Below are 25,286 nucleotides of genomic sequence, written 5' to 3'. Positions count from 1 at the left end.
CATCGATCGTCGGCAGCCGGCGCTGAAGGGATGACTTGCACCATTCGGTGATTTCCCTGATGCTCCCGAGCGGGGGACCAGATTATGCAGCTACCAGAGCGCCTGCTGTTCGTTGATGTAGAGACGACAGGGTTTTTCAGCTCCGATCGTGTTGTCAGCCTCGGTCTAGTGCAGCTTAGAACGGCCTCGTTACCTTCCGGAAAACTCGATCTACAGCTGGGGCACTATATCTTCGATCCCGGCAGGAAAAGTCATCCTCGCGCCGAAGAGGTTCACGGTTATTCCGATTGGCTTCTGAGACATCAAGATCCCTTCGACATGCACGCTGCCGACATTAGGCAGCTATTTGAGGAGAGCGGAGTGATCGCTGCTCACAATGCCAGTTTTGATCAACGTTTTGTCGAAGCCGAATTTGAGCTAGCCGGAGCGTCGCTCTCCAGGCTGCCATTCTTCTGCACCATGCAGGATTTTCGCCAGAAGATCGGCGGGCGCTCCGGGCTCAACGCCGTGCTGGCCCAAATCGGCATGGCTCGGGCGGGCAAGACGCATGGAGCGTTTGAGGACGCATGGATGGCCATGGAGGTCTTCCTGTGGCTCCAGGGCCTTCCCCGGCCATCCGCCGGCGCAATGCCAGCCTATATGCCGACAAACCTCAGAGAGGCCCCTCCCTTGCCGGATGGTGCCCTGCCGCGCCGCAAGCGAAGAACGACACCAACGCCTAGCGCGACAATCATACTGGAGAAGCCAATCCCTGCTCCAGTCATTTCAATCGAGATCAGATCGAAGCTGATGACCGCCACGCGTGCGACAGCCGTGTTGATGATGTGGATCGCAAGATCGGATGGGATCGTCGATCCCGAGATCGATGCACTTGCGGCCATGGTTGGAGCGACAATGGACCGGCTGGCGATTCCTCCCGATCCTATCCTTCAGAATGACACAGCCGCGGCTCTTTCCGAGATTGAGCCGTCCCCGGAGATGGTTGACGTTGCCGCCAGACAGATTGTCGGCGACGCGTCGGCGCTTGACAGCCTCGGGTATTGGCTGAAGTTCGTAACCTATGCGGACGGAAAAGGTACAGAGCATGAGAGGCTGGCTATCGCCCGGATCACCGAAGCCTTCTTGAGAGCCAGGCGCTGAAGGCCTGCGTCCGGGGAGCAGAAGGGCACATGCCAGGAAAACAGCGCGAGCGTTATTGCTTTGGTCGAGCCCGCAGAGAAACGGGCCTATAGCCGCGGTAAAGGCCGTCAACGTACCGACGAGAAGTTCGCCTCGCTAAGTGCCAACGAACGCCATGGATTGATCCGCTACGGTGATCGGAGGACTTATGACAGCACGGCAGAAATGCGCCTCATTCCGGCCGTAGGGCGTCCCCTTCGCGCGCCCCGAAATCGGACGTATGGTGGATGGGGCGAGGCGGCACGTTTTCGCTACTGGCGGTCATCCGCGTTTGGCGACGTGAGTCGACACGACCTGGAATTCGGGATCTCGAAAGCACCCGGTTTCGTCTTTCGACGATGTCACCATACTGACGACCGTTCCCGCTGCCCCCTTTCTGGACGTTTCCCAACGTTGTCGCGACGCCGTACATCCGTTTCGTCACAACAAGCGGCGCCGAGCCGACGATCACCTGTGTCTCGTGGCCGGGATATCCAAGGTGCAGATCAACGAGTTGAAAACCCGTGGCGTTGGCGCGATGGAATCGCTAGCCGCCATGCCCCTGCCCTTGCAATGGAAGCCCGAGCGCGGTTCGGCTCATTCCTACGAGCGCGTCCGTGAGCAAGCGCGGTTGCAGGTGGAGGCGAGAGCCAGCGGCAACCTCGGTTTCGAGCTCCTTCCTGTCGAAGCAGGCTTCGGACTGTCTTGCCTTTCGGAACCCTCGGACGGAGATGTCTTCCTTGACCTCGAAGGCGACCCGTTCGTCGGCGAACACGGGCTCGAGTACCTCTTTGGATATCATTTCAGAAATGAAGCGGGCGAATGGACATACGTCGGAGATTGGGCTTTCACCCGCGCCGACGAGAAGCTGGCGTTCGAAGCGTTCATAGACTTCGTAACGAAGCGTCGGGAGGCTTATCCGGAACTGCACGTCTACCACTACGCACCTTACGAGCCTGGGGCTCTGAAACGACTGATGGGCCGCTACGCAACGCGTGAGGAAGAATTCGACAACATGCTGAGGTCGAAGCTGTTCGTCGATCTTTACAGCGTTGTCCGCAACGGCCTTCGCGCCAGCGTTGAAAGCTATTCGATCAAAAGGCTGGAACCATTTTATGGCTTCACGCGCGAGACAGCTCTTCAGGATGCAAACGTTGCACTGCTGAGTCTCCAGTCGAGCCTGGAACTCGGACATCCGGACAAAATTCGCGAAGAAGACCGATCGGTGGTCGAGAGCTACAATCGCGACGACTGCGAATCAACGCAGTTTCTCCGTGACTGGCTGGAAATGCTCCGCTCACAGGCGATCGCTGCTGGTGAAATCATTGCCCGGCCGCAGCCTGGCGACGAAACAGCGAGCGAAAACGTCACGGCCTGGCTCGCAAAGATCGGGCCGCTGATCGCGCGGCTAACCGCGGACGTGCCCGCCGATCCGGAGGAACGCGGCGAGGAACAGCACGCGCGATGGATACTCGCCAACATTCTCGATTGGCATCGGCGCGAAGCAAAGGCTTCGTGGTGGGAGTTTTTTCGCCTTCGCGATCTATCGGCCGATGAGCTGATGGATGAACGGAGCGGCCTGTCAGGCCTCACCTTTGTGGGCGAGGTTCCCGGGGCCGGAAATCTGCCGACGCACCGTTATTCATTCATTCCGCAGGAAACAGACATTCGCGTCGAGGACGACCTCCACAATGTCGGCGGCGACAAGATTGGAGCTGCCGTTGCACTATCGCAGCAGAACCGCACGATCGACATCAAAAAGACAGGCAAGTCCGTCGGTGTTCATCCGCAGGCGATCTACGGCTCCAAGAATTTCGGCTCTGAAGAACAGGCGAATTCCCTCGTGCGCATCGGCGAATACGTGGCGGACCATGGGCTCGCTGGCGACGGGCCATATTGCGCGGCGCGTGATCTGCTGTTGCGCCAGCCACCGCGTCTGCGCGGCGAGCCGATCAAGACCGATGGGGAAACAACCTTGGCCGCGGCGATGCGGGTTGCCACGCTTTTCGGTGGCGGCATCTTCCCCATACAAGGCCCTCCGGGCACTGGTAAATCGTTCACCGGTGCGCGGATGGTATGCGCGCTTGTTCGCGAAGGTAAGACCGTCGGGATCACCGCAAACAGCCACAAGGTCATCAGGAACCTGATCGACAAGGTCATCGAGGCAGCTGACGAACTAGACGTCGACCTGACGTGCATCGTGAAGCCGAAAGCGGTGGAGGCCAATCAGCACCGCTTGGTCTTCGCGAAGAACAATGCCGACGTGTATGGAGCGTTGAGCGGGTCGTGCAAGGTCGCCGGAGGAACGAGCTTTCTCTGGTCACGGGCCGACGCGTTTGCATCTGTCGACGTTCTCGTCGTGGACGAAGCGGCACAAATGTCCCTCGCAAATGTGCTGGCGGTTTCGCAGGCAGCACACACGGTTGTTCTGCTTGGCGATCCTCAGCAGCTGGATCAACCGATGCAGGGAAGCCATCCGGATGGAACCGACGTGTCGGCGCTGAATCACATTCTCGCTGGCGGGAAAACGATCGCCGCCGGGCAAGGCCTGTTTCTCGAAGAGACCTGGCGGCTCCACCCCGACCTGTGCGCGTTCACGTCGGAGCTATTCTACGAAGGCAAGCTGAAATCACGGGACGGCCTTGACGGCCAGATCATATCAAGCGGTCCGATACGAGGGTCCGGCCTGCGGCACATCCCGGTCAGCCACAGCGGAAATCAGAACTCCTCCCCGGAAGAAGCTGTCGTCATCCGCGACCTCGTGAACCACATCCTGCAGTCGAACACGCATTGGGTCGATCGGGACGGGAAAGAGGCTCCAATCACGCCAGATGATATTCTAATCATCACGCCCTACAACGCGCAGGTCTTCGAAATCCAGCAGCACCTGCCCAGCGCCAGAGTCGGCACGGTCGATAAATTTCAGGGTCAGGAGGCGCCGATTGCGATTTATTCGATGGCGACTTCAACTCACGCAGACGCTCCGCGAGGCATGGATTTCCTTTACAGCCTTAATCGCTTCAACGTAGCAACGTCACGGGCCAAATGCCTGTCGATTCTCGTAGCTTCACCCCAGGTGTTCGAAGCGGAATGCAGGACGCCACGACAGATACAGCTTGCCAATGCGTTCTGCCGATATCTCGAGATGTGCTCGTTGATTCAGCTGCCGGGGTCACAGCAGAATTGAATGACTGCCCCGCCGATGAGCTCTCTACTCGCTGTGCCAGCATTCCCGGCTTCGGCCCGAGCCTTTTTGCAGTGCAAACGCCCGGATAGCTTTCCCGCTAGCGGCCCCGCCAATATGCGTGCGTGCAATCCTGTCGGCGAACAGCATTGTTGTCCAGGACTCGGTGCTGCAGATGGGATTTCTCGTTGACGGCTGTGTTTCGTTGGTCCAAGCGAAGCTTTCAAGATGGCGAGGATGCGGACGGCGAATGAGATCAGCTATCGTCTTGGAACTGGTACCCGATGCATCGTTTATGGTCTTCGGCGTTCAGCGGTCTCTCGGAGCTTCGAGCTCATCTCGAATATTTTATTGGGCTCGAACTCCCGATGGAAGGATCGTTTCAGGATACGACGCCGATGGCCGAAATTCGGTACAGGGGATCCTTGCTGATTTGGAGCATCGCACAGCCGTCAGCGAGATAGTGGACATAGTTGAAACGATGGCGTTGGGCGACACAGCCATGGCAGTCGGAGGTCGTGAGATCCCGGTACAGTACTTCGCTGTCGACTCAGATGGCGACGTACAGAAGTTCGCCTCGCTCGATGCACTTGTTGAGACTGTCTGTCCAAGCATTGGACTTCACCCCTGAAGCTTGTCGACGACGGGCGTTCTCCACCATGATCTGGGATATGTCCTTCAGCCCTAGCTCGATGCACTCAATGATGCCGTGATGTTCAAGGTCTAGACAGCTGCCGACGCCATGCTCGTCCTCGAATTCAAGCATGGCGTCGCAACAAGCCTCAATTCGACGCCACGCCTGACTCATGGTGGCATCTGCCTCCTCGAAGAAGCGAGATCGCACCGCGATCCAGCGCCTCAAACCCACGAGATCACCGCACATCACGAAACGCTCGAGTAATTTCAGCGTAGCCTGCTGAATATTCTTGTGATCCGGTGCCATATCCACCCTCGTTCCAAGCCATCAACACAAGAGAGGGAATCGGTGCAACCGACAAGAAAACTGTTCAACCCATCGTCAGCCCATTGTGGACACCGAATTGAGATCAACCGAATCCTTGCGGAGGAAGGGCTGGCCCGGACATTCTGGACTTACTCGCTCGGGCCGGCTGAGGAAGCCCGTATCGGCGATACGAATTGCAGCGAACCCTTTGCGTCGAAAGAAATCCTCCCGCATGGTACGCCACCTCTTCCGGCGGTACTCTTCGACAACCCGTTTCGCTGGCCTGCTCGATCTGCTGGATGGCTTGGCCAATCTCGAAGAGCCGGCGGTTTTCTGGTCGATTTTCCATCAAGTTTGGTCAAGCTGCGATGTCACGTGGGAACACGGACGGAGAGCCATCCAGCAATTGGAGAGGGCTCGCCATTGTGGAGAGTTCCTAGGATGCGAGGATAAGCAATTCTATTCCGCCCTGCCGGAGCAGGTGACGGTCTATCGAGGCTGTTCGCGCGCCCGTGTCAAAGGAATCTCTTGGACAACAGACATGGCCGTGGCGGAAGGTTTTGCGCAGGGTCATCGTGGGATACGTGTGCCCCGTCCCGTGCTGGCGAGGGCGGTCATTTACAAAGGCGATATCCTTACAGTTTCATCGCATCGTGGAGAGGCAGAGGTGTTGCTCAACCCCAGCAGGGTCGCGGGCCTCTCGGTCTGTCCATTTGCGGCACGCACTTCGGCCAATGCCGACAGAGCGGTCAAGGTGTATATCGGGCCACCAGCACGCTGGCGACCTCAGCAAGCGAGTCGGATTGTGTGGGCGTCTTTTCTTTGCATGCTTGCAATCGGTTAAAAGCTTGAATTCCTGGACACGAGCACTTCCCCTGCCATCATCCCAAGGTCTTCTCCGATTCTTGAATGCGCCCTCGCCCACAGCCGCCGCAGCAAGGTTTCCGGCACCATCTCGTCGAATTTCGCAGTCCTAAGGTTCTCCACGAAACCCGCGATCGATTCAATGTCCGGCGGCCGCTCGGCAACCTGCCGAAGGATTGCGGCAGCTTCATCGGGCGTCGTCTCAAGGACCGTGACGCCGACGTCGAGAACCACGCATTCCAAGCCTGCCGAAACGAGAGCGAAGGCCAAAACCGAATTCGCGTCCGTACCTCTCCATGTGAGGATATGGGTGTCCTTGCCTGCCTGCAGAAATTGGGAATCATCCAGCCCCAGCAGTTTGTAAGCCGCCCTTCCTTGCTCAAGGAAATCGATTGCGGCCACATCCAGATAGGCGGGGGTTTCCATTGACGACAGAACCGCCTGCATCTCGGCCGCGAGCCGGTCGTGAATCGGTTCGTTCATAAGGGCGTCGAATTTCGGGATCTTTCCGGATCGGTGCCTTTCGACTTCGATCACTTTTCCCCGATCGTCCACCGTGACGATGCGCCACCGCTGCCCCGCGAACGAAATTACTGCGCCGGTCCCCACTGGATTGGAGACAGGGATCGTCCCTAACGTGCGCCCTCCGGAGACCAGCCTCCATTCCTCGTCCGTCGAGAAAATGGCGTAGAAATCGCGCGCGCCCGTGAGCCTTTCACCGATCTCGCCAAGCATGATCGTGCCGTCTGGCGCCTGCTCGATCAGCCCTTGTTCTGGCGACGCCATCGACCGGAGAAGCTCCACGTAGTCAGTCTTGTCGAGCGCGGACAACGGCCCGGCACCGCATAGCAATCGGAACAATCTGTCAGCACGCGCGCCGCCTTCCTGAACAATCATCGAAAGCGTTTGGTGAAGCGCTACAGTCGCGGTGGCGCTGGTTATGGACGGAGGCTCGACGAACCGTTCAATCAGGAGACGGACCGAGGCAGTTGCCCGCACCGTCTCCAATCTCAGCTGATCTAGAGGATCGGAATCCGCGGCGAGGCTTCGCTCACGCACATAGATCCGGAGAACGGCCGGGATGCCACGCCGGCGCCCGCTACGCCCAAGCCGCTGGCGCAGTGACGCCAACGACCGTGGCGCGCCGATCTGCGCCACCGATTTGACCGAACCGATGTCAATCCCAAGCTCGAGCGTCGTCGTCGCCACGCCCGTGGTAGGAACATCGCCTTTCTTCAGCCGATCCTCCAGCTCCTCTCTAAGTTCCTTCGATAAGCTACCGTGATGCGGGAAGAATTCATTCGGCACGGCCGCCCTTTCGGACCGGATGCGGAGTCGATCGGCCAACGCTTCGACACGCTTTCTCGATCCGGCGAAGGCAAGATTGTTGGATCCCCGCAAGTTCGCAAAGACATGGTCGGCAATCAGATCGAGGGCGGTTGGGGTCCCTTCTTCGTTCTCAAGGCCATCGGAGTCTTCGACCTCCTCGGAATCGGCGTACGCCCTAACCTGAAGACGGAGCTCCGGTGAATCGGCTGCGGATTCGACGATCACTACAGAAGAAGGGTTCTCAGGCCGGAGCCAGAGCGCGGCGACGGAAAGGTCGCCGATCGTGGCCGAGAGACCGATACGCCTCGCCGGCTTCACGGCCAAATCATCCAGCCGACGGAGAAGGCTCGCAAGGTGCAGCCCCCGAGGTCCATTGAGGAAAGCATGCAATTCATCGATGACAATGAAGTCCAGCGAAGCCAACATCGCCTTCGCGTCACCCGGGTGGCGGAGTAGCATTGCCTCGGTCAAAAGAACGAACTGACGACGTCTAGTGTAGTCGGGGCGCGCTCAGTGAACCCTGTCGTCATGTCGCCCCGAATCTGGAGCGTCGACTTTTCGTTCGGCCCTTCCCGCAGGGCAATCTCCTGACAACGGCCGTTGCGTATGCGGCGTCTCCGCCCCATTGATTTTTTGGTTGCAACGGTCAGGTCGAGCGCTTGCAGATGGTCCTATGAGCACGTCGGGGAATCAAAACGCATTCGTGGCTGCAGGGTGCCCGAGGTCGAGTTTGTATTCTTCACCATCCCACAATTTTCGAAGTATCGATCGCGTCCGTGGATGGTAGCAGGGAGCATTTCGCAGAGACACAGGAAGCAGAGAGCGGTTACTCATGGCATACTCAGCAATCGGTCAATCCCATTCCGGCGTCCACGGCACCTTCTTCTTGTCCACGCATCTGAAGTTCGTGCGCGTGAGAGCGTCGATCCGCTTCATGTCGACGCTAGATAGAACGAAGTCCATGACGTCGAAGTTCGACCGCATGTTTTCCGGCTTGGTTGACATTGTATTGACGGCGACGCCTTTCTGCAGAATCCACCTCAACACCACCTGCGCAGCCGACTTTCCGTAGGTTTTGCCGATCTGGCCAAATTGCGGATATTTGAAAACCTCCCCCCTCGCGACCGAAGCGAACGAAGCCAGCGGAACACCCGTCTGAAAGGACATGTCGAGCAGAATTGCCTGGTCGAGAAGCGGGTGGAATTCAACCTGGTTGATCCCGATTTCACCATTGAGGAAGGATTGCGCGTCCCGCATCATTGAGGCCGTGAAATTAGAGACGCCGATCTCGGTCGCGAGTCCCTTGCGCTTCGCGCCCCGAAGTAGGGAGAGAGACTTGCGATTGTCCCCGGACGGATCCGGCCAATGAAGGAGCAGAAGGGTGACCTGCGACACGCCAAGAGCGTCCAGACTCGCCTCCACCGATTTCAGGAACTGTTCCTCGGTGTAGTTCTCAGGGTGCACTTTCGTGGTGATGAGAAGGTCGTCTGTCGAGACGTTAGTCCGGCGGATGGCCGCGCCCAAGTCGGCCTCGTTTCCGTACAGTTGAGCTGTGTCGAATGATCGATAGCCGACCTCGTACGCAGCGGCAAATGCCTTCTCCAAATCCTCGCCCTTGAGCGGATATGTTCCAAACGAACGCTCATATCCCGGCCGAAAGCAGATCGACATTTTCCTCTCCTTTCCCAGAGCCGTAGCGAACCGTGTGCACGATGAACTGATATAGATATAGATGGGTGCTGTCTCAGCCCACGGCGCGATCGATCGACTCGATCAGCTTCCTCTCTGCCACGGCCATTCTCCGAATGACGTCCTTTCATCAATGCAGTGGTCAACCTCCGTTGTGGATGGAGCAGATGTCAATCATGCGATCCAGCGAACGGATGAAGCTCCAAAGCCAGCCATATGCAATCCGTATCCGCGTAATACTGATGCCATGGGTAGAGAAACCCGCCAATGCTATCGCTTGTACAATCGAAGAATGGCTGGGCGAAGCCCGGAGCCATCAGGATTTCTTCGGTAAGTGTCTCCCGCTGCTGCGTCTGAAACTTCTGCATCCGTCCCACTCCCATGATCTGTACATGGGTCTCGATGAATGGATGCAGATTGTGGATCAGGCAGTCCGTCGCTTCCGGAGCAAACCAAAGATTGGCTTTCGCGGCAAAAGTCATGCCCTCTGTCTCCGGGCTCCCGGCGAGCATTGCCGCTGCACCGCTCAGACGAATTTCAGTAAGGTCGTCCTGCGGTGAGCGGTAGAGCGGCAGTCCGAGAATTTCCGCGGTCGGATCGGTGATGGTCTCCGCATATCGCGGCCACCCTAGAGTGCTCGCCCAGTCTTTGGCGCCTTCTGTCTCGCGAACGCGGATCACAATCATTGCCTGTGCGTTCTCGATGACCGCGTCGATGAGCGTGGTCGATGACAATGGCTGGATTCTTTGCCGAGGCGTGCCAGCAATCTCAACGACGGTATCACCGATGTTGAAGACGATATTGCGCCCGTGAAGTGCGAATGACGAAGCGCCCTCAATCAGTTCCGCGGCAACAACAGCGTTGGAGAAATTGAGATCTCGCCGGTTGTTACTCCTAGCCATGAGCTTCTCTCTTGTCATCATCGCCCGGTCCGGTCAGTCCGAAGGGACATGGTGGTGTTCGTGGTGGGCGCGTGGATCGCAGCGAAATCCAAAGGTCGGTGCGCGCCACGCCGCTGACATCTGATGCCCATCAGCTGGCCAGCCGCGCCTCGCCTGCGGTCTGTGCAGCGAAATATCTCGCGATTGCACCGATAACCCGAGTTGTCGCCTTTCCATCGCCGTATGCGTCCACAGGCTGGGCCATTCGTGAATATTCGTCCGGATCGCGCAGCAGTCGGGTCGCTTCACTCACAATGCGGGCGGTGCTGCAGCCCACAAGGCGTGCCGTGCCAGCTTCGACAGCCTCCGGCCGCTCGGTGATGTCTCTTAAAACAAGCGTCGGTTTGCCGAGTGAAGGGCCTTCTTCCTCTGCGCCGCTGCTGTCCGAGATGATGATGTCCGAGCGCAGCATAAGGCTGCAGAAATTCCGGTACGGTAGCGGATCCACCACCGTAATATTCGCCTGGTTGCTCAGATAGGGCAACATGACTTCGCGCACTGCCAGGTTCTGGTGCAATGGGATGATGACACGCACGTTCTCCTGGGACGATAGCTGCACCAGAGCTCTTGCGATCTCGTGCATCGGTGCGCCCCACGACTCGCGTCGATGTGCTGAGGCGACCAGGATTCGCCGCGTATCGTTCTTGAGGTCGGCAAGTGCGGGCTCGGCGAAGGCGGGAGCATTTTCGGCCGCCCAGTGAAGTGCATCGACGACCGTGTTGCCGGTGACCGTGACACGATCCTCACGGGCACCTTCGCGGATAAGGTTCTCGCTGCTCCGGATAGTCGGCGCCAGGTGGAGATCCGTTATCTGGGCGACGAGGCGCCGATTGGCCTCCTCTGGATATGGTGATGCAATGTTGCCGCTGCGTAAGCCCGCCTCGAGATGGATGATGGGGATACGGTGCTGGAAGGCGGCCAGGGCGCCTGCCAGGGTGCTCGCGGTATCGCCATGAACGATCACCGCGTCCATTCCCCATTGTTCTATTTGCCCCGAGAGCCTTTCCAGTATTCGATGTGTGACCTGCGACAAGCTCTGGCGAGGTTGCATGACGTTTAGTTCGATGTCCGGTTGAATACCGAATTCCGCTAAAGTGATATCCAGCATCTCTCGATGCTGCCCCGTGGAAACAACGAGTGGCTCGAACCTGCGGTCGATCTTCATTGCGTTGATGACTGGGGCGCATTTAATCGCCTCAGGACGAGTACCGAAAATGAATGCCACTTTGGGCATGATCGTCTCTCCAAATGAATCTGAGGGCGCTCTCTGCTAAACACTGATACGCCGTGCCTGCGTTGCTTTGGGGGGTTGCCGGAGACCGCAGTTGCCAAGGAATTGCATAGGGGGCTATAGGGGGGCGATCCACCAGGGCCGAAGTGAACCACGTCTTGGCCAATCACAGCGGACGACGAGAATCCTCTAGCCAAGGTCGACTGGAATGCGAGCGTCGCTTTCTGGTGGACTTGGCGATGTGCCCTTCCCATAGAACCCGATCTGACGCAGATCTCCTTCCTTTGTTTCATCCATCGCGGCTAATCGCGCCATCAATGCTGGTCGGCAGTTGCTGCCGCCCTCCTCAAGGATGAGATACAAAACTCGTGCCAATTTGGCTGATCGAGCTGAAGAAAAAACTTTGTGATTGCTTTACAGCTATTTAGCCAAAGGAACAAAAGATCGGCTAAACAAGACTGTGTGTCACGGACCCGACAAAACCGACAGACGGCGCGGATATGGTGCGACGAAGAAAAAAATTGGCCGCGTCGGTCCACGCTGGCGTTGGACCGCCCCTCAAAGCGTCGCTGACTCTTGACTCTTTCCCTGATCGCCCACCACCGTCCGGCAGTCATTGGCGGAGAATGGCTGTGGGGTTCTGGATTGGCTTTTCGGTCGAAAAGCGAAAGGGGATTTCAGGCTGACAGAATGAGAACTCTCGGAACGAGGTAACCCGATGATGGTCTATCGCAACAGAGACTAACCATCATTTCCGTGATCAATGGTTGTCTCTGCATGTTGGCTAGCTGTCGGGGCACTCTTCTGTCTCCGCGCTATGTCCAGGACGGCAATTAACCTTCCTGGCCGCGGGCCCCGAGTTTTGGTCTCGGCAATCGGGCCTCACTATCAAGCGAAAGATGTTGTTGAGGAGTACCTAAAAGAACTCGCAGAGAAGCAACGTGTAACCGGACGCTCAACGAGAAAACAGCGGGCACGCTGCATCGCCGTCATGATTGGAATCGCAATACCATTCATCCTGGCCGTTGGCACCGCGATCCCTCTGCTTCTTCATTTGGACAGTTCGAAATACCTCGCCTTTGGAACCGGATTTTGATTCACTCGACGCGTTGACTTGCACGGAGGCAGTGGATGCGGGGACAGGCTGGTTTCTGGGACATTGACGAGCGATATGTCCGGCTGAGCGAGGCGATCCGCTGGAGAAGCTGAATGCGGTGGTGCCGTGGGAGGTTTTCCGCAAGCCGCTGGGCAAGGCGCTGAAGCGCTCCGATGGCGCGAAGGGTGGCCGGCCGCCTTACGATCCGGTGATGATGTTCAAGATCATGGTTCTGCAGGCGCTCTACGGCCTGTCTGACGACCAGGCCGAGTTCCAGATCCAGGACCGACTATCCTTCATGCGCTTCCTCGGGCTGGGTCTCGGAGACAGGGTGCCGGACGCCAAGACGATCTGGCTGTTCCGGGAGCATCTCACACAGGCCGGCGCGGTGGACAACCTGTTCGCCCGTTTCGACAAGCACCTCGGCAAGGCCGGCTACCTGGCGATGGGCGGGCAGATCGTCGATGCCACCATCGTGGCGGCGCCCAAGCAGCGCAACACCGACGCCGAGAAGACTGACATAAAGGCAGGCAAGGTTCCGGACGAGTGGAAGAACAAGCCCGCGAAGCTGCGCCAGAAGGACCGCGATGCACGCTGGACGGTGAAGTTCTCGAAAGCCAAGGTCGCCGAAGAGGGAAAGGCGCAGCAACGCGACATCGCCATTCCCGCCTTCGGCTATAAGAACCATGCCTCGATCGATCGCCGGCATGGCTTCATCCGGGGATGGAACGTCACGAGCGCGGCGGCCTATGACGGCGCGCAGCTTCGCAATGTGCTCAACCGCGGCAACACCGGCTCGACGGTGTGGGCCGACACGGCCTATCGCTCGAAAAAGAACGAGGAGTGGCTGGAAAAGAACGGCTACGTCTCTGACATCCACCAGAAGAAACCGAAGGGTCGGCCGATGAGCGAGGCGACGTCGCGGGCCAATGGGCGGAGATCGAAAACCCGCGCATTCGTCGAACACGTCTTCGCGCAGCAGAAATCCAGGATGGGCCTGTTCGTGCGCACATCGGCATCGCCCGCGCCAGGACCAAGGGATAGACAACGGCACCCGAGAGGATATGCGCGCCGACTTCGGTGCCCTTCTCCAGGACGACCCCCGAGAGTTCCGGATCGACCTGCTTTAGGTTGCAGCGGCGAGCCCCGCCGGAGCCGCCCGGACAATCACCACTCGATTTCCATCGACTCCCGTTCCCTCAAATCCATAGCCTCGTCATCATCGATTCTACAGCGCCTTTTCGAGTTCTGGCAGGACGTTGAAGAGGTCGGCGACGAGGCCGTAGTCGGCGACCTGGAAGATCGGCGCCTCCTCGTCCTTGTTGAAGGCGACGATCACCTTGGAATCCTTCATGCCGGCCAAGTGCTGGATGGCGCCGGAGATGCCGCAGGCGATGTAGAGGTCGGGGGCGACCACCTTGCCGGTCTGGCCGACCTGCCAGTCGTTGGGCGCATAGCCGGCATCGACCGCCGCGCGGGAGGCGCCGACGGCCGCGCCGAGCTTGTCGGCGACCGGCAGGATGACCTCCTGGAATTTTTCCGCCGAGCCCAGCGCGCGACCACCCGAAATGATGATCTTGGCCGAGGTCAGTTCCGGACGGTCGGTTTCGGAAAGCTTGTTCTCGACGAAGGAGGACAGGCCCGGATTGGCCGCCGCCTTGACCGTCTCGACCGCTGCCGCGCCACCCTCGGACGCCGCCTGGAAGGAGGCGGTGCGCACGGTGATGACCTTCTTGGCGTCGGTCGTCTGCACCGTCTGGATGGCGTTGCCGGCATAGATCGGCCGCTTGAAGGTGTCCGGCGCAATCACCTTGATGATCTCCGAGGCCTGGGCGACGTCCAGGAGGGCGGCGACGCGCGGCATGACGTTCTTGCCGACCGAGGTGGCGGCGGCAACCAGCGTGTCATAAGAGCCGGCGAGCGAGACGATCAGCGCTGCCAGCGGCTCGGCGAGATTGTTGGCTAGGCTTTGATCCTCGGCAACGAGCACCTTGGCGACACCGGAAAGCTTCGCCGCCTGTTCGGCGATCACCTGGACGTTCGAACCGGCAACGAGCACATGCACGTCGGCTCCAGCCCCACTGGCGATCTTGGTCGCCACCGTCAGCGCCTTCGCCGTCTGGTCGGAAAGCTAGGTCATGTCGTGGTCAGCCAGAAGCAAAATGGCCATGATGAGTTCTTACTTTCCTTAAACCTTAGAGGACGCCGGCTTCGCTCTTCAGCTTCTCGACGAGCTCGGCGACCGACTTGACCTTGATGCCGGCCTTGCGTCCGTACGGCTCTTCCGTCTTCAGGCTTTTCAGCCGCGGCGAAGTGTCGACGCCGAAGTCGGCCGGCGACTTCTTGTCCAGCGGCTTCTTCTTCGCCTTCATGATGTTCGGCAGCGAGGCATAGCGCGGCTCGTTGAGGCGAAGGTCGGTGGTGACCACCGCCGGGAGCCTGACGTCGATGGTCTGCAGGCCACCGTCGGCTTCGCGCGTCACCCTTGCTGTGCCTTCTGGCGCCTTGCCGTCGCCGATCTCGACCTTCGAGGCGAACGTCGCCTGCGCCCAGCCGAGCAAAGCCGAGAGCATCTGGCCGGTCTGGTTCGAGTCGTCGTCGATCGCCTGCTTGCCGACGATGACGAGACCCGGCTGTTCGGCCTCGGTTACACCCTTGAGGATCTTCGCCACGGCCAGCGGCTCCACGGCATCCTCCGTCTCGACCAGCACTGCCCGGTCCGCGCCCATGGCCAGCGCCGTCCTCAGCGTCTCCTCCGCCTTGGCAGGGCCGATCGACACGACGACCACTTCCGCAGCCTTGCCCGCTTCCTTCAGCCGCAGCGCCTCTTCCACGGAGATTTCGTCGAACGGGTTCATCGACATTTTCACGTTCGAAAGCTCGACACCCGAGCCGTCCGCCTTAACGCGGATCTTCACGTTGTAGTCAACAACACGCTTGACTGGCACCAGGATCTTCATGGCTAAACTCAAATTCGTCAGCAGAGAGAGTGGAAACGCTCGATCATGACGTCAAGCACCTCACCGGGGTCACGCTTCCACCAGTTGTTCGCGGAAAAGATTTCGACCTCGCAAGGCCCGGCATATCCCGCGCCTTCAACGCCGGCGCGGATCGCCCTGAGGTCGGCAACGCCGTCGCCCATCATGCCGCGGTCGAGCAGCACGTCGCGCGTGTCGGCAAGCCAGTCGCAGAGGTGGTAGCCGAAAATCCTGTCCTTGCCGGCGCGCTGCAACTGAGCGTCAAGGCCGCTGTCCCACCAGACATGATAGACATCGACGGCGACGCCCAGGTTCGGCGCATCGACTGCCTCGCAGATATCCACGGCGTCCCGAACGGTCGTCAGGCAGGAGCGGTTCCCGGCGTAGACGGGATTGAGGGGCTCCAGCGCCAGTTTGACATTGCGTTCCGCCGCATAGGGCGCAAGCGCGGCGACGCGATCGGTCACGATCTTCAGGCTCTCGGTCGTCCCCTTGGTGTCGGGATGTACGCCGCCGACGACGATCGTCAGCACCGCAGCGCCGAGGCCGGCGGCCATGTCGATGGAGGCCTTTGCCTCGTCGAGAACCGCTGCCTCGTCGACGGCATCGGTGCCGACGAGAAACGGCGTGCGGCAAAGCCCGGCGACGGAAAGCCCTGTTGCCCGCGCCCGCTCGCCGATCTCCACCGCCCGCGAACCGATTTCGCGGCGCCAGAAGACGACGGAGCCGAAGCCGCGCGCCGCGCAGGCATCGATCACCCGCTCCGGGGACCAGCCTGCACCGTGGCCATCCAAGTTGTGTCCGAGGCTAGCGGTGTTGAGCGCGAGCGCCGAATGGTCGGTCGAGAAATCGCGCATCGCCTACGCCCCGTAAAGAGCGAGCAACTTCTTCATGCGCTCGACGGCGCGGTCGGGATCGCGCAGCAGGCCGCACTGGTCCGCCTGACGGAACACCTCGACGAAATACGGCAGCGGCCGCATCGCCTGGGCGCCGTTCAGCATCACGAAGTGATCCTGGAAGCCGTTCAGCCAGGCGAGGAAGACGACACCGGTCTTGTAGTATTGCGTGGGCGCGCGGAAGATCAGGCGAGCGAGCGGTACGGTCGGATCGAGCGTTGCGCGAAAGGCTGCCGTGTCGCCCTCGCCCAGCCGCTCCACCGCATAGGCCGCGGCAGGGGCGAGCGGATCGAAAATGCCGAGTAGAGCATGCGAAAATCCGTCGCTGTCGCCCTCGATGAGCTCGGGATAATTGAAGTCGTCGCCCGTATACATTTTCACGCCGGCCGGCAGGCGGCGGCGCATGACGATCTCCTTCTCCTTGTCGAGGAGGGAAATCTTGATGCCATCGACCTTGGCCGCGTTCTCTTCGATGACGGCAAGCGCCCTCTGCATCGCCGGATCAAAATCGGCATTACCCCAATAACCGGCGAGCTGCGGATCGAACATATCGCCAAGCCAGTGCAGGATTACCGGCTCATCACAGGCGGAAAGCACATCGGAATAAACCTTGACGTAGTCGTCAGGCTTCATGGCGACCCGCACCAGGGCGCGGGAGGCCATGAGGATGAGCCGGCCGCCAAGCTTCTGGATAGCTTCCGCCTGCTCCAGGTAGGCCCGGCGTACGTCGTCAATGCTCGTCGCCGTCGCGGGGTCGAGATGATCCGTGCCGCAGCCATTGGCGACGAGCGCGTCCGGCAGCTCCTCGCGCGTGCGGCGGATCAGCTCCAGCGCTCCGGGCCAATCGAGACCCATGCCGCGCTGCGCCGTATCCATCGCCTCGGCAATACCGAGACCGAGACCGGCCAGGTAGCGGCGAAACTCCATCGTCTTCGCCCAATCGACCGTGGTGCGGCCCGAGGGATCATTGGCGGTAAAAGGATCAGCCACGACGTGAGCGGCGGAATAGACGACGCGGGCCGGGTTCTTGCCAAGTGTGGCGGCGGCGATTGGCTTTCCGGAGAGGGCGTAGTCGGTGGAATGGCCGGTAGCATCGGGAAGGGCGATTTTCATGGAAAGTAACCTCAGAAACGCGGGACGAGCATGCCGGCATCGGCCGCGATCGACAGTCCGGTTGTGTAGGGGAGCCGGCCCGTCGCCAGCGACGCGATCAATGTGCCAACCTCGTCCGGTTCACCAACACGCGGGAAGAGCGTGAGTCCCTGGGCTGCCCGTTCGCGATAGGCCTCGATCACAGGCGCGGTCATCTCGGTGGCGATCAGGCCGGGCTGAACGTCGTAGACGGCGATGTTCTCCCGCCCGAGCCGGACGGCAAGCGTTTTTGACACCATGGCGGCAGCGGCCTTCGAGGCACAATACTCAGAACGATGCTCCGCCACAGCAACTGCATTCGACGAGGTGACATTGACGATCGAATGGAAGAGCGGCGGCCGCGCGCGTGCAAGAAGACGACGCGCGAAGGCCTGGCTCAGGAAGAACATGGCCTTCGTGTTGACGGCAAAGCACCGGTCCCAGCTCTCTTCCGAGACCTCCATCATGTCTCCGCGCTTGAGCACGCCGACACCGGCATTGTTGACGAGGGTGGTAAGCGGTCCGAGTTTTTCCTCGACCGCATCGATCGCCGCACCGTGACCGCCGATCGCAGCGACATCGAACGCGGCGGCGGCGACGGGGACGCCTTGGGCGGCGACGCGCTCGACCGCGGCGGCAAGTTCGGCGTCCTCAGCCGGCCCGTTGACGGCGACCGCAAATCCTTCCTTCGCCAAAGCTTCAGCAACGGCAAGCCCGATGCCGCGCGAGGAGCCGGTGACGAGCGCGACCGGCCGGGCGGACGCGGCGCTCATGCTCTAGCGCCTTTCTTCAAGAGTTCGCGCGCGATGATCATGCGCTGGATCTGGTTCGTGCCTTCATAGATCTGCGTGATCTTTGCATCGCGGTAGAGCCGCTCCACCTCGAAGCCGCGGATATAGCCGGAGCCGCCAAAGACCTGCACGGCATCGGCGGTACGCTGCACAGCCATGTCGCTGGCAAAGCACTTGGCGATGGAGCAGGCTTTGGTCGCGTCCGCGCCGCTGTCGATTTTCGAAGCGGCAGAGTGGACGAGCAGGCGTGCGGCCTCGATGTCCTTCGCCATGTCGGCCAGAAGCCATTGCACGCCCTGGAAGTCGGCGATCGCCTTGCCGAACTGTTTGCGCGTCCCGGCATAGTCGAGGGCGGCCTCCAGGCCGGCCTGTGCGATACCGACGGCGAGTGACGCAATGCCGACGCGCCCCTTGTCGAGGACTGACATCATCATGTGGAAACCGCGCCCCTCGGTGCCGAGCAGGGCATCTGCCCGAAGGCGCACATCGGTGAAGTTCAGCGCGCCGACCTGGCTGGCGCGCTGGCCCATCTTGTGCTCCTTCGGCCCCTTCTCGACGCCGGCCGCATGCAGGTCGACGATGAAGATCGACATGCCGCGATTGCCGGCTTGCTTGTCGGTTCGCGCCAGCACGAAACCGTAGTCGGCCACCGGCGCATTGTGGATCCAGATCTTGCCGCCGTTCAAACGCCAGCCGTCGCCGTCGCGCTCGGCCGTCGTGCGGATACCCGAAACATCAGTGCCCGCCTCCGGCTCGGTGATGCAGTAGGCGACCTTCGAGCGCATGCCGAGAATATCCGACAGCATCGTCTGCTGGCTTTCCGTTCCGTGGCGGACCAGCAGGGTCGATATGAGTTCGATCAGGCCGCATTGGTCGGCGACGGAAGCATAGCCGCGGCTCAGCTCCTCCATCACAAGCGCATAAGTGAGCGTGTCGAAGCCGGGACCGCCGAGGGCCTCCGGCACACCTATGCCGAACAGGCCGAGCTTTGCCATTTCGTCGTAAAGAGCCGCCGGGAAGCGTTCCTCGCGGTCCAGTTCCTCGGCCAAGGGCCGGATCATTTCGTCGGCAAAGGCGCGCGCCATCTCTCGCACCTGCTCCTGCGTTTCAGTGAGATACATGGCCCTCGCCTCTCGCATAGTAACTATCCGGTTATATACATTCTCCGGTCGCAAGACGTCAAGGCGGAAAAATCTGTGACCGAGAAGGAAGCTGCTTGCACAGGCGTTTGGTCCGTGCTTATTTATTCACCATCTGGTTACTTATGGAGGAGAACCATGCACCCTGGCGAAAAGAGGAAATTCGGCCGAACAGAACTTGACGTCACGACGTTCGGCTTTGGGACCGCGCCCCTCGGCAACATTTTCCACGAGATCGACGAAGCCACATCCGGGGCTATGTTCGAACGCGCATGGGCCGCCGGCGTGCGCTTCTTCGACACCGCGCCGATGTATGGCCACGGCCTTGCCGAACTGCGCACCGGCCATGCCCTGCGCTGGAAAAACCGCGACGATTTCGTCCTGTCCTCCAAGGTCGGCCGCCTGCTGCGCCCGGCACGGCGCGACACCATCAACTTTGCGCCGTGGACGAATGCTGCGCCCTTCACCATCCATTTCGACTACAGCTACGATGGCACGATGCGCGCCTTCGAGGACAGCCTCCAGCGTCTGGGGTTGGAGCGGATGGACATGTGCTTCATCCATGACATCGACGTTTTCACACGCGGGAGCGAGCAGCCGGAAGTATTCGAGCAGGCGATGGACGGCGCCTGGCGCGCGCTGGAGCGGCTGCGCTCGGAAAAGGTCGTGAAGGCGATCGGCGTCGGCGTCAACGAATGGCAGGTCTGCCATGAGGCCCTCCGCCGTCACGATTTCGACTGCTTCCTGCTGGCCGGCCGCTACACCCTCCTCGAACAGGATGCGCTCGACGCGTTCCTTCCGCTGTGCGAGGCACGTGGCGCGGCGGTCGTCGTGGGCGGCGGCTTCAATTCGGGAATCCTTGCCACCGGCGCGAAGGAAGGGGCGAAGTACAATTACGCGCCGGCGCCGCGCGACATCCTGGAAAAGGTCGCGAAGATCGAGGCGGTCTGTGCGGCGCATGGCGTGCCGCTGGCCGCCGCCGCACTGCAATTCGTGCTCGCCCATCCTGCCGTACCCTCTTTCATGGCGGGCACGCGCACGGTCGAACAGCTTGACCAGAACCTTGCCTGGTTCTCCCATCCGATCCCGGCAGAGTTCTGGGCGGATCTCAAGAGGCAGCGCCTGTTGCGCGAGGACGCACCCGTTCCGGGCTGAGCTCGCATCAGCCCGCGCTGCAACAAGCGGCGCGGGCAACCTCTAACGGATCAGGATTGCCCTGAAGTCATTGACATTGGTTCCTGTCGGGCCGGGCACGAACAGGTCGCCCAAACGATGAAACGCCGTCCAGGCGTCGTTGCCGGCAAGCAGTGCGGCAGGATCCGCCCCCAGTTCGCGCAGGCGCCCCATGCTGGCGCCGTCGGCAAAGGCCCCCGCATTGTCCTCTGAGCCATCGATACCATCCGTATCGGCGGCAAGTGCTGCAAACGGCACACCTTCGCCTGCGAGCGCGAGCGACAACAAAAACTCCGTGTTGCGTCCACCCTTGCCACGTCCCTTGATCGTCACCGTCGTTTCACCGCCCGAGAGGATGACGACGGGACGCAAGAACGGGCGGTCACGGCTGGCGACCTCGCGAGCGATAGCGGCGTGAACACGCCCGACGTCGCGTGCCTCCCCCTCGATGCAGTCCGATAGAATGACGGCGGGCACGCCGAGCGCCTCCGACCGTTGCGCGGCAGCCTCCAGTGAGAGGCGTGCACAAGCGATGATGTGGACCTCATGACCAGCAAAGGCTGGGTCATGAGGCGATGGCGGCTGTCCCACGTCTTCATCAAGCCAAGCCTGGATCCGCTCGGGCAGCTTGACACCCCATGTCTTGACCAGTGCGCGCGCCTCTTTGCGATTGCTTGCATCCGGCACGGTCGGTCCACTGGCGACCTGCGCCGGGTCGTCGCCAGGCACATCGGAGACAACGAGCGTCACAACCCTTGCAGGATGACATGCGGCGGCGAGCCGCCCACCCTTAATGCCGGAGACCTGCTTGCGAATAGCGTTCATGACGGAAATCGGCGCACCGCTCGCCAGCAGCGCGCTGTTTAGGGCGGCTTCATCCTTCAGCGTGAGATCGCCGGGCGGGGCTGGGAGCAGGGCGGACCCGCCGCCACAGATCAGTGCCACGACGAGATCATTCTCACCAAGCCCCTTTACCTCGTCGAAAAGCGCTTGAGACGCTTCAAGCCCCGCAACATCCGGAACGGGATGGGCAGCCTCCAGCACACGGATCCTCTGGCAGGCCGCCGAATAGCCATAACGCGTCACCACAACACCTTCCAGCGGGCCATCCCACAGCCTTTCGAAAGCCGCGCCAAGCTGCGCGGCGCCCTTGCCCGCGCCGATGACGACGGTCTTTCCTTTGGGTCGGGTCGGCAGATATGTGCTCAAGGCCTTTTCGGGAACCGCGGCTTCGATCGCTGCGCGAAAGAGTTCTGCGAGAAAGTCTTTGTCTTCAGGCTTCATGAGACCGCCAAACGGATCAGGAGTATGGGATGACCGAAAGCTATCTGTCGAAACGCGCCGGCCGCTTCTGCCTGTGGGCCGCCAGCCCTTCCGTGAGATCTTCGGATGCAGCCGCCACCGCGCCAGCCAAGGCCTCCACGACCCGTTCACTTTCCTCGTGCTCGGCGGCATTGATCAGCATCTTCGTCAATTCTGTCGCCCTTGGAGACCGCTTCAGCACACGCGCTGCGGCGGCCTCTGCGGCGGCGCCACCCTCGCCCGTCGCCACGACCTGATCGACGAGCCCGAACGCGAAAGCCTGCTTAGCAGAGTAGACTTCGCCAAAAAGCGCCATGCGGCGGACAAGCTGCGTGCCGAAGCGGCGCGATGCCCGCTGCGTGCCGGACCAGCCGGGAATGATGCCGAGGCCGGCCTCCGGCTGGCCGATCTTCACATGCGCTTCGGCGATGCGCAGGTCCGCGCAGGCAGCAAGCTCCAGCCCGCCGCCGAGCGCGTGGCCGTTCAGCACCGCGATCAGTGGAACCGTGAGGCGGGCCAGCGCATCGAGGGCGCCGTGTCCGTCGCGCAGCCAGCGGCGCGAGAACGTGTCGGCGTCGAGGCTGCTCCACGCCTCGATATCGCCCCCCGCGCAAAAGGACCTGCCGCCCTCTCCCGACAGGATCGCAACCCGGGCATCCGAGCGCTCGATGGTACGGCAGGCCTGCAACAGCGCATCGACCATGTCCTCGTCGATCGCGTTCAGCTTTTCCGGCCGGCGCAGGGTGAGCCGCGCAAGGTGGCCCTCGATGCGGAGTTCGATGCGCGGATCGCTCACAGCGCAAGCCCCATGGTGCCAGCGCGGAATAGCGCATCGTCCATCACCTTGAGCGTCTGCGAGACGCGCAACGGCGTCGCCGCCTGGTCGAGGACATCGCGCTGGAGGTCGAGGCCGGGGGCGATCTCGGTTATGACAAGTCCGTCCGTATCAAGCTCTATTACGCAGCGCTCCGTGACATACGTGATCTCCTGCCCCTGCGCGCGGGCGCGCTTGCCAGAAAAACTGACCTGATCGACCTTCGGCACGAACTTGGCGATGCGGCCCTCCATGTCGATCACCAACCGGCCGTCCTCGATGTGCATCTTGGCGCCTGCATTGAAATTGCCGGAGAAGACGATTTTTTTCGCACGCGACGTGATGTCGACAAAACCGCCGGCGCCAGCGGTGCGGTGTGGCGTTGCCGCCAGTCGGCTGACATTGACCGAGCCCTCGGCGTCGATTTCCAGGAAGGACAGGAGCGAGCAGTCGAAGCCGCCAGCCTGGAAATAACAGAACTGATGGGGCGAGGCGACGAAGGCCTCGGCGTTGGAGGCACAGCCGAATTTGAAATCGAGAAGCGGTATGCCGCCGACGGCACCCTGCTCGATTACCCATGTAATTTTGCCGTGATGCCCTTCCTCGATGAGGATGCGCGGCACGTTGGCCGAAATGCCGAAACCGATATTGACGGCCCAGCCATCCTGCAGTTCCCGCGCCACGCGGCGGGCGATGACCTTGCCAACATCGAGGGCCGGCAGGCGGAAGGTTTCGAGCGGCCGGAAGAGCTCGCCGGAAATCGCCGGGTCATAGGGCGTCGCTGTCGTCTGCAACTGATCGGGCGCCTCGACGATGACGTCGACGAGGATGCCGGGGACGCGCACGTCATGGGGCCGCAGGGTGCCGCTGGCCGCCACCCGCTTGACCTGCGCTATGACCAGACCGCCGGAATTGCGGCCGGCCAGCGCCATTTCCATAGCGCCGAGAGTCGCACCCTCGTGCTCGAAGGTGAGGTTGCCCTTCTCGTCGGAGGTCGTCGCGCGGATGATCGCAACATCGGGGCGAAGCGCCGGGAAATGCAGCCAGTCCTCTCCCGCGAACGAAACCCGCTGAACGATCGGCTCGGCGCGCGCACTCGCATTCATCGCGCAGCCTTCCTGATCGGGATCGACGAAGGTCTCCATGCCGACCTTGGTGAGCACGCCCGGACGCTTGGCGGCGCCCTCCCGGAGCATGTCGAAGACGATGCCGGAGGGCACGTTCCAGGCGGCGAGCTCCTCATTCAGGATCATCTGCCAGACCAGCGGCGGCTCGGCATTGCTCGGCCCCGAGGGATAGGAGCCGCCGATGATCTTCTTCAGCATGCCCGGCTTGGCAATGTGGTCTACGCCGCGGGTGCCAAAGAAATCGCCGGCCGCGATCGGGTGAATGGAGGTGAGACCGCGCGGATGGCCTTCGCGATCAAAGCGTTCGCCTAGCGCCTTGAGAACGGCGTCAGGGCAACACAGGCCCGACGAAGAGTTGACTGCAACGACCGCACCATCCCTGACGAGTTGGGCCGCCTCCTCCGCTGTCTTCACCTTCTTCATCGACTTCACCTCCGTTCCGCATTGCATTAAGTAACTAACTAGTTATAGATTAAACACGGCCTGGGCAATCAGACAAGCAGGATTTTTTCGCGTCGACCCGCATGGCACCATCGATGCTCCCAGACAGCCAAGGAGGAGGCATGAACATCTATTTCCAGAAGAGCTTTCAGCGCGGCTTCGGCACCTTTCCGCTGAAGGGAGACGACCTCAGACACGCGATCGATGCCGCCATCGGCGCCGGTTACCGAGCGTTCGATACGGCGCAGATGTACGGCAACGAGGCCGATACGGGTGCGGCACTCGCAGTCTGCGGCGTCGCGCGGGAAGAGCTCTGCATTACCACGAAGGTGCATCCGGACAACTATTCAGAAGAAAAATTCTTGCCCTCGGTCGAGGCCAGCCTGAAGGCATTGCAGATCGATCGCGTCGATGCGCTTCTCCTGCACTGGCCGCCGGCAGACGGTGAAGTCGCGCCATCCCTGCGCCTCCTGCAATCCGCCCGGGACAGAGGTCTTGCGGACGCCATCGGCGTCTCGAACTATACCGCACGCATGATGAATGTGGCGCGCGCCGTGGTCGAAGGACCGCTCGTCACCAACCAAGTGGAGTTTCACCCGCTGGTCAACCAGCAGAAGCTCCTCGCCGCCGCATCGGAGACGGGCATCCCGCTTTCCTCCTACGCGTCCATCGCCCGCGGCGAAGTGTTCAAGCACCGTCTGTTCGCCGAGATCGGCAAAACCTACGGAAAATCTGCTGCACAGGTTGCGCTGCGCTGGACTCTCCAGAAGGGTGTGCCGCTCAACACGATGTCGACCAAGCCGGAAAACATCCGGGGGAATTTCGACATCATGGATTTCACGCTGTCGTCCATCGACATGGACAGGATCGACGCCCTGAACGCGACCGGTTACCGCATTACCAAGCCGGGGCAACTGCCCTGGGTCCCCCAATGGGACTGACGCCACAGGGGGGGGCGGGGGGGCGGCCGCGAGCAGGCGACAGGCCGGAGCCGCAAAGAGGCTAATGCGTGGAAGTGGTCGGGCGGATTGCGGACAGGGATGATAACCAGGAGAGTGT

The 25,286-nt window shown here is 61.0% G+C and carries 17 protein-coding genes and 3 pseudogenes; 5 read left to right on the top strand and 15 right to left on the bottom strand.

Annotation, left to right across the window (positions count from 1 at the left end; genetic code table 11):
• The first annotated feature begins 84 nt into the window (after window positions 1-84).
• Together NKJ06_RS17770 and NKJ06_RS17765 are read left to right on the top strand one after the other, a co-directional pair.
• Window positions 85-1,140: a 3'-5' exonuclease gene (locus NKJ06_RS17770; protein ID WP_352810311.1), complete on the top strand. Its 1,056-nt coding sequence runs from the start codon at window positions 85-87 to the stop codon at window positions 1,138-1,140.
• Between the two features lie 385 nt (window positions 1,141-1,525).
• Window positions 1,526-4,345, top strand: a complete 2,820-nt coding sequence (locus NKJ06_RS17765) for a TM0106 family RecB-like putative nuclease (protein ID WP_352810327.1) — start codon at window positions 1,526-1,528, stop codon at window positions 4,343-4,345.
• A 547-nt stretch (window positions 4,346-4,892) separates the two neighbouring features.
• Here the strand turns inward: NKJ06_RS17765 and NKJ06_RS17760 are convergent.
• The 5 genes from NKJ06_RS17760 to wecB all read right to left on the bottom strand — a co-directional run bounded on the left by NKJ06_RS17760 (window position 4,893) and on the right by wecB (window position 11,342).
• Window positions 4,893-5,285, bottom strand: coding sequence for a hypothetical protein (locus tag NKJ06_RS17760; RefSeq protein WP_352810309.1), 393 nt, complete (start codon window positions 5,283-5,285; stop codon window positions 4,893-4,895).
• An 840-nt stretch (window positions 5,286-6,125) separates the two neighbouring features.
• A complete protein-coding gene (locus NKJ06_RS17755) occupies window positions 6,126-7,949 on the bottom strand; it encodes a helicase-related protein (protein WP_502905630.1) in 1,824 nt (607 codons plus the stop codon).
• Between the two features lie 381 nt (window positions 7,950-8,330).
• Window positions 8,331-9,149, bottom strand: coding sequence for an aldo/keto reductase (locus NKJ06_RS17750; RefSeq protein WP_352810306.1), 819 nt, complete (start codon window positions 9,147-9,149; stop codon window positions 8,331-8,333).
• A 188-nt stretch (window positions 9,150-9,337) separates the two neighbouring features.
• Window positions 9,338-10,090 carry a hypothetical protein gene (locus NKJ06_RS17745; RefSeq protein WP_352810305.1) on the bottom strand — a complete coding sequence of 251 codons (753 nt, stop codon included), beginning with the start codon at window positions 10,088-10,090 and terminating at the stop codon, window positions 9,338-9,340.
• Window positions 10,091-10,199: 109 nt separating this feature from the next.
• Window positions 10,200-11,342, bottom strand: a complete 1,143-nt coding sequence (gene wecB, locus NKJ06_RS17740) for a non-hydrolyzing UDP-N-acetylglucosamine 2-epimerase (RefSeq protein WP_352810304.1) — start codon at window positions 11,340-11,342, stop codon at window positions 10,200-10,202.
• Window positions 11,343-12,470: 1,128 nt separating this feature from the next.
• On the opposite strand from wecB, the pseudogene NKJ06_RS17735 reads away from it, so the two are divergent.
• Window positions 12,471-13,473: pseudogene (locus NKJ06_RS17735) on the top strand (IS5 family transposase); the annotation flags it as partial.
• On the opposite strand, the pseudogene NKJ06_RS17730 reads toward NKJ06_RS17735, so the two are convergent.
• The 7 genes and pseudogenes from NKJ06_RS17730 to NKJ06_RS17700 form a co-directional block, all read right to left on the bottom strand.
• Window positions 13,449-13,644 (bottom strand): annotated as a pseudogene (locus NKJ06_RS17730) (electron transfer flavoprotein-ubiquinone oxidoreductase); the annotation flags it as partial. The pseudogenes NKJ06_RS17735 and NKJ06_RS17730 overlap by 25 nt on opposite strands.
• Window positions 13,645-13,663: 19 nt before the next feature.
• A pseudogene (locus NKJ06_RS17725) lies at window positions 13,664-14,605 on the bottom strand (electron transfer flavoprotein subunit alpha/FixB family protein).
• Window positions 14,606-14,630: 25 nt separating this feature from the next.
• Entirely contained in the window at window positions 14,631-15,395 is a 765-nt protein-coding gene (locus NKJ06_RS17720; RefSeq protein WP_352810303.1) for an electron transfer flavoprotein subunit beta/FixA family protein, read from the bottom strand.
• A 17-nt stretch (window positions 15,396-15,412) separates the two neighbouring features.
• Window positions 15,413-16,270 (bottom strand): sugar phosphate isomerase/epimerase family protein, encoded by an 858-nt coding sequence (locus tag NKJ06_RS17715; protein ID WP_352810302.1) that lies wholly within the window; start codon window positions 16,268-16,270, stop codon window positions 15,413-15,415.
• A gap of 3 nt (window positions 16,271-16,273) precedes the next feature.
• Entirely contained in the window at window positions 16,274-17,422 is a 1,149-nt protein-coding gene (locus tag NKJ06_RS17710; RefSeq protein WP_352810301.1) for a dihydrodipicolinate synthase family protein, read from the bottom strand.
• A gap of 11 nt (window positions 17,423-17,433) precedes the next feature.
• Window positions 17,434-18,213 carry a 3-ketoacyl-ACP reductase gene (locus tag NKJ06_RS17705; RefSeq protein ID WP_352810300.1) on the bottom strand — a complete coding sequence of 260 codons (780 nt, stop codon included), beginning with the start codon at window positions 18,211-18,213 and terminating at the stop codon, window positions 17,434-17,436.
• Window positions 18,210-19,352 carry an acyl-CoA dehydrogenase family protein gene (locus NKJ06_RS17700; RefSeq protein ID WP_352810299.1) on the bottom strand — a complete coding sequence of 381 codons (1,143 nt, stop codon included), beginning with the start codon at window positions 19,350-19,352 and terminating at the stop codon, window positions 18,210-18,212. Before NKJ06_RS17700 ends, NKJ06_RS17705 begins: the two co-directional genes overlap by 4 nt.
• A 156-nt stretch (window positions 19,353-19,508) precedes the next feature.
• Here NKJ06_RS17700 and NKJ06_RS17695 point away from each other — a divergent pair, with 156 nt between their 5' ends.
• Window positions 19,509-20,525, top strand: coding sequence for an aldo/keto reductase (locus tag NKJ06_RS17695; RefSeq protein ID WP_352810326.1), 1,017 nt, complete (start codon window positions 19,509-19,511; stop codon window positions 20,523-20,525).
• Between the two features lie 42 nt (window positions 20,526-20,567).
• Here NKJ06_RS17695 and NKJ06_RS17690 read toward each other — a convergent pair whose 3' ends face one another.
• Genes NKJ06_RS17690 through NKJ06_RS17680 form a run of 3 tightly spaced genes read right to left on the bottom strand, consistent with a single transcriptional unit; the run spans window position 20,568 to window position 24,209 of the window.
• A complete protein-coding gene (locus NKJ06_RS17690) occupies window positions 20,568-21,827 on the bottom strand; it encodes a glycerate kinase type-2 family protein (RefSeq protein WP_352810298.1) in 1,260 nt (419 codons plus the stop codon).
• Between the two features lie 40 nt (window positions 21,828-21,867).
• The gene (locus tag NKJ06_RS17685) at window positions 21,868-22,641 is read right to left on the bottom strand and encodes an enoyl-CoA hydratase/isomerase family protein (RefSeq protein WP_352810297.1); all 774 of its coding nucleotides are present in this window, start codon (window positions 22,639-22,641) and stop codon (window positions 21,868-21,870) included.
• Complete coding sequence (locus tag NKJ06_RS17680) at window positions 22,638-24,209, bottom strand: acyl CoA:acetate/3-ketoacid CoA transferase (RefSeq protein ID WP_352810296.1); 1,572 nt, start codon at window positions 24,207-24,209, stop codon at window positions 22,638-22,640. The genes NKJ06_RS17685 and NKJ06_RS17680 overlap by 4 nt, the downstream gene beginning before the upstream one ends.
• A gap of 140 nt (window positions 24,210-24,349) precedes the next feature.
• On the opposite strand from NKJ06_RS17680, the gene NKJ06_RS17675 reads away from it, so the two are divergent.
• The gene (locus tag NKJ06_RS17675; RefSeq protein WP_352810295.1) at window positions 24,350-25,168 is read left to right on the top strand and encodes an aldo/keto reductase; all 819 of its coding nucleotides are present in this window, start codon (window positions 24,350-24,352) and stop codon (window positions 25,166-25,168) included.
• Window positions 25,169-25,286: the final 118 nt, after the last annotated feature.

The sequence above is a fragment of the Mesorhizobium sp. M0293 genome, from assembly GCF_040321735.1.
Taxonomy (GTDB): Bacteria; Pseudomonadota; Alphaproteobacteria; order Rhizobiales; family Rhizobiaceae; genus Mesorhizobium.
The sequence above is the reverse complement of the archived record's forward strand: the minus strand, read 5'-3'. Positions and strand labels throughout refer to the sequence as shown.